The organism is Paenibacillus sp. (assembly GCF_035645195.1).
Taxonomy (GTDB): domain Bacteria; phylum Bacillota; class Bacilli; order Paenibacillales; family YIM-B00363; genus Paenibacillus_AE.
The window spans coordinates 1-13,230 of the sequence record NZ_DASQNA010000027.1 but is presented as its reverse complement, the minus strand read 5'-3'; the positions used below and the strand labels follow the sequence as shown (position 1 = coordinate 13,230).

10 protein-coding genes, 1 tRNA gene and 2 rRNA genes are annotated in these 13,230 nt (G+C 59.9%); 7 read left to right on the top strand and 6 right to left on the bottom strand.

The window, feature by feature from the left end:
- Positions 1–101: 101 nt before the first annotated feature.
- The 4 genes from VE009_RS14400 to VE009_RS14385 are packed head-to-tail and all read left to right on the top strand — an operon-like array spanning position 102 to position 4,252.
- On the top strand, positions 102–1,742 hold the full coding sequence (locus tag VE009_RS14400) for a spore germination protein (protein ID WP_414694862.1): 1,641 nt from the start codon (positions 102–104) through the stop codon (positions 1,740–1,742).
- The gene (locus VE009_RS14395; protein ID WP_325008731.1) at positions 1,690–2,784 is read left to right on the top strand and encodes an endospore germination permease; all 1,095 of its coding nucleotides are present in this window, start codon (positions 1,690–1,692) and stop codon (positions 2,782–2,784) included. The genes VE009_RS14400 and VE009_RS14395 overlap by 53 nt, the downstream gene beginning before the upstream one ends.
- Entirely contained in the window at positions 2,781–4,016 is a 1,236-nt protein-coding gene (locus VE009_RS14390; protein WP_325008729.1) for a Ger(x)C family spore germination protein, read from the top strand. The genes VE009_RS14395 and VE009_RS14390 overlap by 4 nt, the downstream gene beginning before the upstream one ends.
- A 26-nt stretch (positions 4,017–4,042) precedes the next feature.
- On the top strand, positions 4,043–4,252 hold the full coding sequence (locus VE009_RS14385) for a CLC_0170 family protein (RefSeq protein WP_325008727.1): 210 nt from the start codon (positions 4,043–4,045) through the stop codon (positions 4,250–4,252).
- A gap of 51 nt (positions 4,253–4,303) precedes the next feature.
- Here VE009_RS14385 and VE009_RS14380 read toward each other — a convergent pair whose 3' ends face one another.
- Together VE009_RS14380 and VE009_RS14375 are read right to left on the bottom strand one after the other, a co-directional pair.
- Complete coding sequence (locus tag VE009_RS14380; RefSeq protein WP_325008726.1) at positions 4,304–6,229, bottom strand: FAD-dependent oxidoreductase; 1,926 nt, start codon at positions 6,227–6,229, stop codon at positions 4,304–4,306.
- Positions 6,230–6,339: 110 nt separating this feature from the next.
- A complete protein-coding gene (locus VE009_RS14375; RefSeq protein WP_325008725.1) occupies positions 6,340–7,605 on the bottom strand; it encodes an MFS transporter in 1,266 nt (421 codons plus the stop codon).
- 211 nt (positions 7,606–7,816) lie between these two features.
- Between VE009_RS14375 and VE009_RS14370 the strand changes: the two genes are divergently transcribed.
- Genes VE009_RS14370 through VE009_RS14360 form a run of 3 tightly spaced genes read left to right on the top strand, consistent with a single transcriptional unit; the run spans position 7,817 to position 11,558 of the window.
- Positions 7,817–9,244, top strand: coding sequence for a spore germination protein (locus tag VE009_RS14370; protein ID WP_325008722.1), 1,428 nt, complete (start codon positions 7,817–7,819; stop codon positions 9,242–9,244).
- 23 nt (positions 9,245–9,267) lie between these two features.
- Positions 9,268–10,455, top strand: a complete 1,188-nt coding sequence (locus VE009_RS14365) for a Ger(x)C family spore germination protein (RefSeq protein ID WP_325008720.1) — start codon at positions 9,268–9,270, stop codon at positions 10,453–10,455.
- On the top strand, positions 10,452–11,558 hold the full coding sequence (locus VE009_RS14360; RefSeq protein ID WP_325008718.1) for an endospore germination permease: 1,107 nt from the start codon (positions 10,452–10,454) through the stop codon (positions 11,556–11,558). Before VE009_RS14365 ends, VE009_RS14360 begins: the two co-directional genes overlap by 4 nt.
- 4 nt (positions 11,559–11,562) lie before the next feature.
- On the opposite strand, the gene VE009_RS14355 is transcribed toward VE009_RS14360, so the two are convergent.
- The 4 genes from VE009_RS14355 to VE009_RS14340 all read right to left on the bottom strand — a co-directional run.
- Positions 11,563–12,513, bottom strand: a complete 951-nt coding sequence (locus VE009_RS14355; RefSeq protein WP_325008717.1) for a sugar kinase — start codon at positions 12,511–12,513, stop codon at positions 11,563–11,565.
- A gap of 355 nt (positions 12,514–12,868) precedes the next feature.
- A 5S ribosomal RNA gene (gene rrf / locus VE009_RS14350) occupies positions 12,869–12,985 on the bottom strand.
- 10 nt (positions 12,986–12,995) lie between these two features.
- Positions 12,996–13,068: transfer RNA gene (locus VE009_RS14345), tRNA-Thr, on the bottom strand.
- A gap of 62 nt (positions 13,069–13,130) precedes the next feature.
- Positions 13,131–13,230, bottom strand: a 23S ribosomal RNA gene (locus VE009_RS14340); the annotation flags it as partial.

The following is a 13,230-nucleotide window of genomic DNA, read 5'->3' as shown; positions in this document are numbered from 1 at the left end:
ATACCCCGTCCGCCGCCATCTCCGTGCATGATTTCCCGCATTCGTGAAAATTCTAAGAAAACGGGGCATCTAGTTTTGTATCGGAACGGGAGGGATTCGCCATGCGCCGCCGCAACCGCACGCCGCCGAACGAATCGATGGATCGATACGCCGGCGCGCCGCTCCCGCCGGCGCTGGAGGAGACGGTTCGCATCGTGCGGAGCTTGCTCAGCGAAACCGACGACTTCGTCGTCCGCCGGTTCTTGGTGTTCGACGGGACGCCCGCCGCCTTGTTTTATTTCACGGACCTGTCCAATCAAGCTATCATTAACAGCGACATTCTTCAGCCGCTCATGCAAGGTCCGCGGCATCTGCAGGGGGCTCCCGTCGAGAAGGAACAGCTGAAACAGGTGATCGCGGAGGAAGCGCTCATCCACGGCGAGTGCTTGCTCGAAAGCGATCTCTACACGCTGGTCGACGCGATTCTGCAGGGCCGAGCCGTCGTCGTCGTAGACGGCCTCGACCAAGCGTTCGTCATCGGCTCGCCCAACGTGCCGAAGCGCTCCGTGTCCCAGCCGCCGACGGAGCAGACGATTCAAGGGCCGCGGGAAGGCTTCATCGAGCCGCTCATCTTCAATTTAGGCTTGCTTCGGTACCGGCTGCCGACCCCGAACCTGCGCATCAAAATTATGCGGGTCGGCCGCATCACGAAATCGAAGGTGGCGGTTTGCTACCTCGAGGGCATCGCCAATCCCGAGCTCGTCGAAGAAGTGCAGCGGCGCATCAAGTCGGTCGACATCGATGGCATTCTCGACAGCGGCTTTCTGGAGCAGCTCATCGAGGACAACCATATGTCGCCGTTCCCGCAAATTCAGAACACGGAGAAGCCGGACCGGGCGGTCGGGCAAATGATCGAAGGCCGCGTCGTCATTTTGGTGGACGGCTCGCCGTTCGCCTTGATCGCGCCGACCGTGTTCGTACAGTTTTATCAATCGTCGGAGGACTACGCCTCCCGCTTCCTGCAGGGTTCGTTCTCCCGCCTCGCGCGCGTCCTCGCCCTGCTGTTCTCGCTTATCACGCCTTCGCTGTACGTCGCCATCATCTCCTTCAATCCGGAGCTCATCCCGACGGAATTCGCGATCGCCGTCGCCGGCGGACGCGCGGGCGTGCCGTTCCCGTCCGTCGTCGAAGTGCTTGTCATGGAGATTTCAATGGAGATTCTGCGGGAGGCGACGATCCGCCTGCCGCAGCAGGTCGGCGGCGCCCTCTCCATCGTCGGCGTGCTCGTCATCGGCCAAGCGGCCGTGTCCGCCGGCTTCGCGAGCCCGATCACCGTCGTCGTCATCGCGCTGACGACGATCGGCTCGTTCGCTACGCCGGCCTACAACGCGGCCTTCGCGCTGCGCATGCTGCGCTTCCCGCTCATCTTCCTCGCGGGCATGTTCGGCTTGTACGGCATCGTCGTCGGACTGATCCTGATCGGCAACCACGCCCTGTCGCTCAAATCGTTCGGCGTCCCGTACTTGACGCCCGCCGTGCCGGGCAACTGGCAGGGCATGAAGGACCTGCTCATACGCGGGCCGCTGTGGTGGATGTCGGAGCGGCCCGACATGCTCCGCGCCGGCATGAAAAGCCGGGTCGGGCGCAAAACGATGGATCGGAGGGGCGCGAAAACCCGCAACATTTTGCAACGGAAAGAGGTCGAGTCAGTTGAAGACGTACAGAGACATCACGACCATTCAGGCGACCGCGATTCTGATTAGCACCATCATCGGCGTCGGCGTCCTTCCGCTGCCTCTGTTCGCCGTGCGGGCGGCGGAAACCGGCGCGCCGATGGCAACCCTCGTCGCGATGCTCGTCGCTTTCGCGGGATTGTTTCTCGTCACGAAGCTCGGCATGCGCTTTCCCCAAGTGTCGTTCGTCCGCCTCAGCGAACTGATCGTCGGCCGTTGGATCGCGGCCGTCGGCAGCGCGTCGCTGATCGTCTTCTTCTCCGTGCTGACGGCGCTCGCCGCGCGGGAGTTCGGCACCGTCGTCGTCACGTCGGTCCTCAAGAATACGCCGATCGAAGTGACGGTCGTCGTCATGCTGCTGCTCGCGCTGCTGTCCGCCCGCGCCGACATCAACGCGTTCGCCTACATGCACTTGTTCTATTTGCCGATCGTCCTGTTTCCGGCGATCGTCATCGTCGTCCTATCGCTCAAAAATTCGAACATTCTTTATTTGCTGCCCGTGTTCGGGAACGAACGCCCGCGGTTTCTCGACGGCGTCTCGACGATTACCGCCTTGTTCCAAGGCTACTTCGTCATGTCCTTGGTCATTCCGCATATGCAGCGTCCTCGGAAGGCGATGCTCGCGAGCGTCTTCGGCATCGCCATCGCCGGCGGTCTCTATTTGCTGACCGTCGTCGCGGTCGTCGCCGTGTTCGGCCCGATGGAGACCCAAAACCTGCTGTGGCCGACGCTCGAGCTGGCGAAAACGACGGCGCTCCCGGCGAACGTGCTGGAACGGCTCGACGCCGCTTTTTTGTCCATTTGGGTGACGGCGGTGTTCACGACGCTGATGTCGAGCTATTACTTGGCCGTCAACGGGTTGAAAGAGCTGTTTCGGCTGCACGATCATAAGCTGTTTACGTTTTTTCTGCTCCCGATCATTTTCGCCATCGCGATGGCGCCGTCGAACGTGCTCCATTTGTACGAAATCATTAAAATCGTCGGCCGGATCGGGCTGCTGCTGACGATTGTGTATCCCGGCCTGCTGCTCGCGGTCGCCGCTATTCGCGGCATTAGGGGGAAAGAAGCATGAAACTGCTCCGCGCGGCTCTGGCGCTGGTCCTGCTGGTTCCGCTCGCGGGCTGCTGGGACCGGCTGGAAATCGAAGAACGCGCCGTCGTGCTCGCGATCGCGGTCGACATCGCCGAATCCCACGAAGCCGAGAACGAATCGTACATTCAAGAGGACGCTTTAAAAGAGAACAACAACACGCCGCTGCCGGATGGCCATTTGATTCGCTTGACGGCGCAAATCGCGGTGCCCGGCCGCATTCCGCTCGGCCCCGGAGAAGGCGGCGGCGGCGGCGGCGCGAGCGGCGGCCAAGAGCCGGTCTGGGTACTCGAGTCGGTCGGTCATACGATCGAGGACGCTGTGGAGGCGCTGCAGCAAGAGGTGGCGGACCGGCTGTTTTTCGGCCATCTTCGCGTAATCGTCATTTCCGAAGACGTCGCGCGCCGCGGCACGAGCAACATCAACGACTATCTGCGCCGCAATCCGGAAATTCGCCGCCTCGCTTGGCTCGTCGTGTCGAAGGAGAACGCCTCGGAATATTTGAAAGCGGCGCCGCAGCTCGAACGCGTGCCCGCGCTATACCTGATGGCCACGCTGGATAACGCCGTGCAGATGGGCCGTTATCCGATGGAGCCGATCGGCAGCTTCTGGATCAAGCTCTCCAGCAAAGGCCGGGAGGCGAATTTGCCTTACCTGCAGATCGAAGATAAGGACAACGTCCGTTTGGCGGGTCTCGCCTATTTCAAGAACGACAAGCTCGCCGGCGTGACGAAAACGTTGGAGATCGCGCTGTACATGGGGCTCATCGGCAACGGCCAAGGCGGCTACTCCTCCTACGTGCGCATTCCCGGCACGGAGGAAACCGCGATGTTTCGGGTCACGAATCGGAGGGCGTCCACCGACGTGCATATGCGCAACGGTCGGCCGACGATACAGGTGAAGGTGTACCTGGAAGGCAATATATCGGAATTGTCCGAACCCGATGCGGGCAAAGTCGCCTCGCTCGACGTGATCCGGCTGATCGAGAACGATTTGTCCGAACGGATAACGAAGCAATACGAAGACTTCATCCATCAGCTGCAGTCGGAAGGGGCGGACATTTTCGGCTACGGCGAATATATTCGGGCGAAGGCGCCCGGCTATTGGAATCGAAACATTCGTACCAAAGAGCGATGGCAGGAAGCCTTCAAGGACCTGGACGTGCAGGTAACCGCAACGCTGCAAGTGCGCCGGGTCGGACAGAAGGCGAAATAACCTTATTGAAAGGGGCGTTCGAAGAAGTGCAACAGTCCGAGTTCGGCTATATCCCTTTCCTCGTCATGCTGCTGCTGGCCTCCGGCCTGCTCACGCTGTGGGTTGATACCCGGCTGTACCGGCATGCCAAGCAGCGCCGGGAAGGCAAATACGCGTTCGTGCTCGGCTGCGTCAACGTCGGCTTAGCCTTGCTCGTCTGGGCAGGCAATTGGGCGCTCGTGCAGCTCCGTTCATGAACGGCGAAGCCCTGCGGCCGGATCGGCGCGCAGGGCTTCGTTAGAATACGGTTATACAAGAACTCTCTCTTCCTTGCGCGCTTCGGCCAAAATTTGCTGGGCTGCCGCCCTCGCGCTCGAGAACGCCCGTTCTGCCAGCTCGCCTTTGCCTTCGCAGCCGTCGCCGCAGAAATAGAACGGCACCGAATCGAGGCGCACCGGCAGAAGCCGGTTCGTGACGATATTTTTGACGCTCGACACCATCGCTTTTTTCGATACCCGTTTCACCGCGACCTTCTCCCGCCAGCCCGGATAATACGTGTCGAACATTTCTTCCATCTGCGCCGTCTTCTGATCGAGATATTGTTTGCGCTGCTCCTCGCTCTCGAACTGATCGCTCAAATACGCGATGCCCTGCAGCAGTTGCCCGCCTTCCGGCACGACCGTATGATCGGTCGCCGACACGTCGCTGATGAACAGCTTCTTGTTCATGTCGCTGATATACGAGAACGGCCGCGCCACCACCTCGTTGAGACCGATGTCGTACACCATCACCTCGGTCGGCGTCGCCTTCTCGAAGTCGGCGAGGAACGGTTCCCACGGCGTGCCGCGCAGCAGCTTCACGACTTGCTGCACCGGCATCGCGAAGACGACGCGGTCGAATTCGTCTTCTCCGTTCTTCGTGCGGAGCTTGTATTTCCGGTTTTCGTACCGGATCTCGTCGACCGCTTCCTGCAGCTTGAGGCTCCAGCGGCCGCTGTCCTCGATTTTGTGCCTGAGCTGGTTCGTGATGACCGCCCAGCTGCCGAGCACGTAATTGACCGGACGACTGGAAAGGAACAGGTTGTGATAATATTCGCCGATGACATGACCCGGCACGTTGCGGGCGTCCGACGGCGCGATGAAGAAATTCGAGCAGACGAGATGCTCCCACAGCTCTTTCAAATCTTCGCCGCTTTCGGCTTCCGCCAAATAATCGCCTAGCGTGCGGTAGTTTTTCATATTGTGGATGTTCGCGATAATGGCGGCGATTTCCGCGACGAACCGCACTTTCTGCATCGACGGCAGCAAATCCGTCTTCATCAGGTTCATCGCGTCGAGCGGCGCCGGCGTCAGGCGGCCGTCCTTCGCGTACATCACCTTGCGCTTGTCGACCTGCTTGCTGCCGAACGACAGCCCAAGCTCCCGCTCCAGATTCGTTAGCTCGTGCCGATCGATGCCGTACACCGCGTGCGCGCCGTAATTGAGCGTAAATCCGGACTTCTCGTACGTGAACGCGCGCCCGCCGAGCTGCGGGCTCCGTTCGAACAGCACGCCCTCGATCGATGGATGCTCCGACAAATACGCCGCCGCGGTCAGACCCGCGAGCCCTCCTCCGATAATCGCCACTTTCATTCGGTATCCCTCTTTCTCGTTTCCGGTAATTTCGATCGGCGCCGGCAGCTCCGCCGCCCGGAGCCCCGCCCATGCGGCGGCCAGGTTCGACTGCAGCGTCGCGATCAAGCTGGAGTCCTCTTGGTACGCCCAGGCGTGAAGCGACCCGTAATATACGGCGACCAACAGCTCCGCCTTCCTGCGGTCCGGCAGCCATTTCATGACGGCCGCTTCGAGCGCCCCGAGCTGCTCCGCCTGCCGTTTCCTCACGTTATCGTTGCTCATGGCGAGCGCCGTCAAGCTGCGGAACAGCTTCGGCATATGCGCCAAACTAGACCCCAAGTCTAAGAACAGCCGATTAATATGCCGTTCCAGCGAAGGCACCTGCGCCGGCGACATCGACTGCCAGTGCTCGATGATTTCCGCCTGACCTATGGTCAATTCGGCGAGCAGCTCTTCTTTGCTTTGAAAGTAATGATAGAACGTTCCTTTAGAAATGTTCGCTTCTTGGATGATTTCGTCCACGGATGCCTGTTCGTAGCCTTTCTCCATGAACAGCCGGATGGCCGTCTCGATGACGCGCCGCCGCTTTTTCTGCGTCGAGGCTCTCATGAACGCCGTCATGCGCGCCGCCCCCTTTTCATACCCCCATTATATGCGAAATTAGACTGACAGTCTAATATTAAACGAAAAAAAACCCGTCGGAGACGGGTCGAATCGCGTTCGCTATCTGTTTATAGTGATGGCCGGGCCGCGTCCGATTCGTAAAACCTTGCGCTCATCGGACGTTTCCGCCATACGACGGCGAGCAGCGCCGCATGCAGCAGGAGCAGGACGGCGACGATGTTGAAAATTGTATCGAAGCCGAACCACCGGGCGGTGAAGCCGCCGAACAGCGAGCCGAGCACGCAGCCGACGGACATGGCCCCGGCGTTGGCGCCGAAGACGCTGCCCTGCACTTCCTTCGGCGTCAGCCGCCGCAAGCACGCGCCGAGCGACGGGAACAGCCCGCCGATGCTGACGCCCGCGAGGAAACGCAGCGCGAGCAGCGGGCCGGTCTGGTGCACGAACGGCTGCAGCGCGTACACGATCGCCAGCAGCGCGAGCGATCCGACGATTATGCCCGCGAAGCCCTTCCGATCGCCCCATCGGCCGAACAGCGGAGCCGTCAGCAGCGTGCCCACCGCGGACACCCCGAACACGAGCCCTCCGACGATCTCGACGTGGTCCGTTTCGATCGCGCTTTGGACATACAGCGTCATAATCGGCTCGATGCTCTGGGTGCTCATGAATAGCAGCATGGTCGTCAGCAGCATGAGCGGCACGAACGGATAGCGGAACGCCGCCGCGAGCCCGCCCGCGGCCGACGGCTGTCCGGACGCCCCCGCATCCGCTGTGCGGAAGACGTCCTTCCACGCAAACGCGGAGCGCGGCGTCGTCTCCTTCACGAACGCGATGACGAGCGCGACGGTTACGGCCATGAGAAACCCGGTAATAAAAAATGCGCTCCGCATGCCGATCGTCGAAGCGAGGATACCGCCTGCAAGCGGTCCGATCAACTGCCCCGCGATCCCGCTCGTCTGCAGCGAGCCTAGCGATTTGCCTAGCGACTCCTTCGGCGTCTCCACCGCGACGAGCGCGGACGCCGCCGGACCGAAGCCGCCCATCGTGCCGAACACGCCGCGCAGCGCGAGCAGTCCCCACGGGCTGCCGACGAGCCCCATCGCGACGATCGCCGCGCACATGCCGATGCCGGAGACGATGAGGATGCGCTTCTGCCCGTACTTGTCGGAGAGCCTTCCCCACATCGGCGAAAACAGCGCCAGCATGACATGATTGATCGCGAAGATGAACGACGACCAGATCGCCGCTTCCTTCACGTCCGTCACGCCCAGTTCCAGCACGTAAATGGCCAAGAACGGAATAATAATGCTCATGCCGACCGAAATCAAAAAATTTCCTGTCCACAGTACCGTTAGATTTCTCTTCCATACTTCCATCCGGTTGACCCTCTCTTTTCCGCCGGGACGCCTCCGATCGAAAGATCCCGACCCGCTGGAAACCAATTCGCTTGTACACCTTCCGCCAATGCGCGGTATTTCCATCTTACTCCGAAAGGAGAGACATTCCAATGACCGAGCCGATTTTTACATTTTTTCCGCATGAGTTCGGCGTCCCCTTGGAAAACTAGCCCGATAGGAGGGATGGCCTTTGAACGAAACGACGCTTCCCTTGCCTTGGGACCGGCTGCTGGAACAAATTCGAAACGATACATATCCCGCGAGCGACGTCATTCTCCGGGAAGCGAAAGGCAAAGACGGCAAACGGATGCTCATCGCCTATCTGCAGGGCTCCGTGGACGCAAACCGGCTGGAGGAGCATCTTATCCAGCCGATGATGACGAAATCGCCGACAAGCGTCGTGCAGGGGATGCTGAACGCGGAGACCGTCGACGATTACAAGAAGGCGCTGAACGCCATCTATCTCGGACAAGTGCTCCTGTTCGTCGACGAATCGCCGTGCGCCTACGCCTTCCCGGTGCCGAGCACTTCGGCGCGAAGCATTCAGGAACCTTCGACCGAAGCGGTGATCCGCGGGCCGCGGGAAGGCTTCATCGAGCGAATCGACACCAATCTCGCGCTCGTTCGGAACAAGGTGAGAACCCCGCAGCTGAAAATGGAATCGTTCCGCCTTGGCTCCGAATCGCAGACGAAAGTCGTGCTCGCGTATCACGAAGGCATCTCGCGCAAAGACGTCATTGCCGAAGTGAGAAAGCGTCTGCAAAACGTCCGGCTGGACTCCGTGCTGGAAAGCGGATACGTGCAGGAGCTGATCGAAGGCAACCCCCGTTCCATCTTCCCGCAAATGCTTTACACGGAGCGGCCCGATACCGTCGCCGGGCAGCTGATGGAGGGACGGTTCGCCGTATTCGTGGACGGCTCGCCGTTCGTGCTGACCGGCCCGACCACGTTTTGGCAAATGCTTCATTCGGCGGAGGATTACTACGAGAAGTATTCGTTCTCTACCTTCCTCCTGCTGCTTCGCTATATTTTATTGTTCCTGGCATTGTTCCTGCCCGCGATCTACGTGGCGACGATAACGTTCCATCACGATTTGCTTCCGACAAGCCTCCTGCTCAGCATCGCGGCCGCGCGGGAAGCGATCCCGTTCCCCGCGCTGATCGAGGCGCTCATCATGGAGGTATCGTTCGAAGCGCTCCGGGAAGCGGGCATCCGGCTGCCGAAGACGGTCGGCCAAGCGGTATCCATTCTCGGCGCCCTCGTCATCGGACAAGCGGCGGTGCAGGCCGGCATCGTCTCCGCGCCGATGGTCATCGTCGTATCCATGACCGGCATCGCCTCGTTCACGGTGCCTCGCTTCAACTTCGGCATCGCGATTCGTCTGCTCCGCTTCCCGCTCATGATTTTGGCGGGCATGTTCGGGTTGTACGGCATGATCGTCGGTACGCTTCTGATCGCCACGCACTTGTGCAGTTTATCGTCGTTCGGCGTCCCTTACATGAGCGGCATCGCGCCTCTGCGCCCCGCCGAGCTGAAGGACATCCTGATGCGTGCGCCGTGGTTCCGGATGCGGCGCAGGCCGACGGTCGCTGAGCAAGGTCGCCGCCGCCGTTTCTAAGACCAACTCCGAGGAGGAAGTCCATGCGTCGAAAGTTGCTGATCATCGCTCTGCTGCCGCTCCTTGCCGCGCTATCGGGCTGTTGGGATCGCAGAGAAATCAACGACGTCGTGTTTGTCTCGGCGACCGCGGTCGACCGCAAGGACGATAAGTACCAAATCACGATTCAATTTCCGCTCCCCGGCCAGATGGGCGGGGCCGGCTCCGGCGGAGGCGGCGGCGGTACGTCGGGCCAAAAGCCGTGGCATACCGCCTCGGCCGTCGGCCGCACCGGCAGGGAAGCGAACGCGGAGCAGCAAGCCTCGCTATCGCGCATCTTGAATTTTTCGCACCGACGAGTGTTGATTCTAGGCGAAGAGGCAGCGAAAGCGGGCACCTCCGACGTGATGGATATATTGGGACGCATTCCGCAAAACCGAATGTCGGCGTATGTGTTCGTCACGGAAGGCGAGGCGCACAAGCTGTTCAAGGTAGATTCTTCTTTGGAGAAAATGCCGGCCGAGCTGCTGCGCGAAATCGCAGGCATGACTTACAAACGTGCCCGCACGATCGAAGATTTCGTCGATGCGATCCTTTCCGAGGGCATCGATCCGTATTTGCCTTACTTGGCCGCGGTGAAAGCGACGCAGGCGGACAACCCGGACGCGCCGAAAATTGCCATGTTGAAAGGCGTCGCCTTATTTAAGGGCGACAAACTGGAGACGGTCCTGAAGGACAGCCTCGCCCAAGGGATGCTGTTGGCCCTGAACCAAGCCAAGCTTCCGGTGATCACGGTGAAGGCGCCGTCCGGCGAAGGATTTATTTCTCTCCAAGCGAGCAACTACGACGTCCGCATCTCCGCTTCTCCCGGAAGCGCGGCGCCGTCCTTCCGTTTCGTGATCGAAGGAAAGCTTCAAATCATGGAGAACAATTCGAATTTCCGCGCTTCGGAATCCGCCGAGACGATCGCGGGGCTCGAGCGGGCGGTGAACCTCCATATCGAGCGCGTCGTACGAGAGGCGTTCGCCGAAACGCAGCGGCACGGCGTCGACCCCGCCGGGTTGGGGGAATTTCTTTATCAGCACTACCCCCGTTATTGGCAGCGGGTAAAGCCGGAGTGGCGCTCTGTGTATGGCCGCGCCGATTTATCGTTCCACTCCCGACTCGAATATCAGCATCCCGGGACGGTTACGTACCCGGTCGGCATTCCGGAAAAGGAGCTCGTGCCATGACCAATCGATTATCCCGATCGCAAGTGCTCTTGATCGGCTGCGCGTTCGTCCTCGATTCGACCTTGATCAGCAAGCCAAGCCTCGTCATTCGCGACCTGCGAAGCGATTTTTGGATCGGTTTTGCGATCTCCGGGGCGTATGGGCTGGCGGTAATCGTGTTATATTCCATCCTCGCGTCGCGATTTCCGAGGAGGGATTTGTTCGACGGGCTGATCGCCGCCTCCCCCCGGTTCGGACGATTGTTGGTCGGGGGCTATACTTTGTTTTTTCTCGGCATTCTGTTGAGGGACGTCCGCGCCACTTCCGATTTCGTAAAAATTACCCTGCTGCCGGTGACGCCGATTCCCGTCATCACGAGCCTGTTGGCTATTTGCATCTATGCTATAGCGAGGCACGGCAAAATCGTCGTCGCCCGCATGAGCCAGCTTTGGCAGCCGATGCTCATCTTACTGATTCTCTGCTTGCCGATCTTTTTAAGCTCAGCGCTCGTGTTCGAGAACCTGCTGCCCGTATTTCAGCATTCCCCGCGGGACGTCTGGAAGGGCAGCTCCCATTTAATTTCGTACGCAGGTGAAGCGATCGGCATCTTCATGATCGCCACCTATCGTTCCTGGACGATGCGGTACTCCATCTACTCGTTCATGCTCGGCTGGTTTTTGCTGCTGGTTCTGACGATCACGGTCGTGCTGTCGATGGGCATTGAGCTTCCGGTGCGAACGCTGTACCCGAACTACATGATGATTCGGAAGGTGCGGCTCACCGACTTCCTCGACCGGCTCGACCTGCCGATGGTCGGCGTTTGGCTGCCGGCGATGATGGTGAAGACCAGTTTCGGCCTGTACATCGCCGCCAACGGGGTCGCGCGCATCCTGCCGAAGCTGCGCCTCCCGATGCTGACGGCGATCGTCTGCGTCGCCGCCGCCGTCTGCGCTGTGACCTTGTTCCAGAACGCGATGCAACTTTTCGCTTACGACCGTTGGTTTACCCCGGCAGCGATGGCGTTCCAGCTCGCGCTGCCCGCGCTGCTGCTCCTCGTATTCCGCAAACGGAAAAAACCGCCGGCGGATTGGCCGGCGGAAGCCGAATCAACAGAATCTTATTAAACGGTCACCGTTCGACATGCTTGCGCAAGCCCAGCTCGGCTTCGACCATCGACAGCGGCGGGAGGCTCTCCCAGTCGCCGGCTCCCTGGACGACGAGCGCGCCGACGAGGCTGCCGAGACGGACCGCTTCGTCGAGGCTTTGCCCGCGCGCGACGCCGGCAAGGAAGCCCGCGCAGAAGCCGTCCCCGGCGCCCACCGTGTCGACGACCTGCTTCACCGGGAAGAACGGAATGCGCCCGATTCGATCCGGCTCGACGACCCACGTTTCGCTGCCGACGCCTTTGACGATCGACACCGCCTTCAGCTCGCGCAGTCGCGCGACGATTATATCGGTATCGTCCGTCCCGTACAGCAGCTGCAGCTCGTCGTATCCTGGCAGGAAATAGTCGGCTTGCTCCGCCAGCTGCTGCAGTACGGGCGCCGCCTCCTCGAGCGTCCACAGCTTCAGCCGCAAATTCGGATCAAAGCTGATTTTAACGCCGTGCTTCTTCGCGATGTCGACGGCGGCGAACACCGTCTCGCGGCAGGAAGCGCTGAGCGCGGGCGTGATGCCCGTAATATGAAGAATGCGCGCCTGCTTAATATATTCTTCGTCAAGGTGCTCGGGCGTCGTCGCGCTGGCTGCAGACAGCTTCCGGTAATAATACACCGACGAACGGCCCCAGGTGATGTCGCGCAGCATCAAACCGGTCGGCTCGCCGTCGGAGAGCTTCGCGCGGGACACGTCCACCCCTTCGCCGCGAATGTTTTTCAAAATCATGCGTCCCAGCGGATCGTTGCCGAGCCGGCCGAACCAGCCCGCTTGTACGCCGAGCCGGGCAAGGCCGATCGCGACGTTGCTCTCGGCCCCGCCGAACGATCCTTCGAACGTCTTGGAAAATTCGATTCCTTTGCCGTGCTGCGGCATCATTAACGCCATCGTTTCGCCGAACGTGACGATTTCCGCGTTCGTCATCTTTCGTTTTCCCCTTTCGCTTTTGAAACCGTTCTTATTACCATACCACAACCCGGGCGTCCATGGGAGTAGCTTCTTGCAACCCGATTCCGTCCGCTTGATCCCGTTGACCCTCCTATCCGGTTTTCTAGCTGTCCGATTTTGTTCTTAGATTTTACATCTTTGTTTCCTTCTTCGAACAAATTCCTTTTCAGTACACCCAGTTGGCAAGGGTTTGTTAAAGGGTTGATCATTGTTGTTCAAAAATCTTAACAAGAAACCGCTATTTGCTAACAAACATACGGAACACTCGAAACTGCGTGCCGATGTAAAAAAAAACGCCCCGATCGCGGGTGCGATCGAGGCGTTCTTGTCGGCTTGGCGGCGTCCTACTCTCCCGGGACCCTGCGGTCCAAGTACCATCGGCGCTGGAAGGCTTAACGTTCGTGTTCGGGATGGGTACGCGTGGTTCCCTTCCGCCATTACCACCAAACCGGATGAAATGCTGATGAAGGGATTCGAACCCCCGACCTACGCATTACGAATGCGTTGCTCTACCAGCTGAGCTACATCAGCATGTGTTATGCAGAGAGTTTGTTGCTCCCTGAAAACTGGATGCGAATCGAACGAACATCGTTTTGGATAAGTCCTCGACCGATTAGTATTCGTCAGCTCCACGCATTGCTGCGCTTCCACCTCGAACCTATCAACCATGTCGTCTACATGGGGTCTTCAAGC

Bases quoted from the DNA above. Each gene is read 5' to 3' on its own strand.
- VE009_RS14400 (WP_414694862.1), top strand. From the start codon at position 102: ATGCGCCGCCGCAACCGCACGCCGCCGAACGAATCGATGGATCGATAC.
- VE009_RS14390 (WP_325008729.1), top strand. From the start codon at position 2,781: ATGAAACTGCTCCGCGCGGCTCTGGCGCTGGTCCTGCTGGTTCCGCTC.
- VE009_RS14380 (WP_325008726.1), bottom strand. From the start codon at position 6,229: ATGACGGCGTTCATGAGAGCCTCGACGCAGAAAAAGCGGCGGCGCGTC.
- VE009_RS14375 (WP_325008725.1), bottom strand. From the start codon at position 7,605: ATGGAAGTATGGAAGAGAAATCTAACGGTACTGTGGACAGGAAATTTT.
- VE009_RS14365 (WP_325008720.1), top strand. From the start codon at position 9,268: ATGCGTCGAAAGTTGCTGATCATCGCTCTGCTGCCGCTCCTTGCCGCG.
- VE009_RS14360 (WP_325008718.1), top strand. From the start codon at position 10,452: ATGACCAATCGATTATCCCGATCGCAAGTGCTCTTGATCGGCTGCGCG.
- VE009_RS14355 (WP_325008717.1), bottom strand. From the start codon at position 12,513: ATGACGAACGCGGAAATCGTCACGTTCGGCGAAACGATGGCGTTAATG.